At 68.3% G+C, this 653-nt stretch carries 2 protein-coding genes; both read right to left on the bottom strand.

Annotated features, from left to right (window positions below; genetic code table 11):
• Nucleotides 1-100: 100 nt before the first annotated feature.
• A complete protein-coding gene (locus tag ABNF97_RS34000) occupies nucleotides 101-280 on the bottom strand; it encodes a hypothetical protein (RefSeq protein ID WP_349341079.1) in 180 nt (59 codons plus the stop codon).
• Nucleotides 281-294: 14 nt separating this feature from the next.
• Nucleotides 295-582 (bottom strand): hypothetical protein, encoded by a 288-nt coding sequence (locus ABNF97_RS33995; protein ID WP_349341078.1) that lies wholly within the window; start codon nucleotides 580-582, stop codon nucleotides 295-297.
• Nucleotides 583-653: the final 71 nt, after the last annotated feature.

Below are 653 nucleotides of genomic sequence, written 5' to 3'. Positions count from 1 at the left end.
GCGATCAACTGCTCATCCGTGACCGCACCCACCGGCCCAGCGGCCGGCTGTCCCACGGTGGTCTCGGTCGTCATCTGGCGTCTCTCCCTTGATCGGTCGATCAGCCGTTATTTGTACAGTCCCCCGCCGGTGCGACCTGCCGCGCGGTGTCCGGCTGCGGTGCGAGCACCGCCGGGGAGAGCAGACCGGCCAGGCCGGCCAGCAGACCGAGCAGAAAGAACGAACTGCGCCGCCGCGTCCGACCAGCCACTGTGACGCCCTTCCCCGTGGAGATGTTCATGTCCATCCGTCCCGTCATCCGATCGCCGCGCCGAAAGCGACCTCGTCGGCGGGAAGACCACCCTCACCCGGCCGCCACAGCCGGACCGGCACGGTGCGGCCGGCGAGGAGATCCGACCAGGTCAGCGCGGCTACGGAACCGTCGCCATACGGGCTGGCCAGGTAGAGGTACTGGGCAGAACTACCCAGGGACAAACCGAGCAGTTCCCGGGCGGTAGGGCTGCCCGGCAGCGTGTCGCCCCGCTGATGTCGGCGTACGGGTTGGTGTCCCCAGGTAGGTACGGATGAACGTGGCCAAGTCAACGGCGTGGCGGTGTCCTGGTGGGGTGTCCGATGAGTAAGACTTCGCCCGATATGAGCTGGGCGGAGGGCGG

Origin of the sequence: Plantactinospora sp. B6F1 (assembly GCF_040120695.1) — a bacterium.
GTDB lineage: Bacteria > Actinomycetota > Actinomycetes > Mycobacteriales > Micromonosporaceae > Plantactinospora.
This window is presented reverse-complemented; position numbering and strand designations above follow the sequence as displayed.

Coding starts and splice junctions, on each gene's coding strand:
- ABNF97_RS34000 (WP_349341079.1), bottom strand. CDS start 280: ATGAACATCTCCACGGGGAAGGGCGTCACAGTGGCTGGTCGGACGCGG.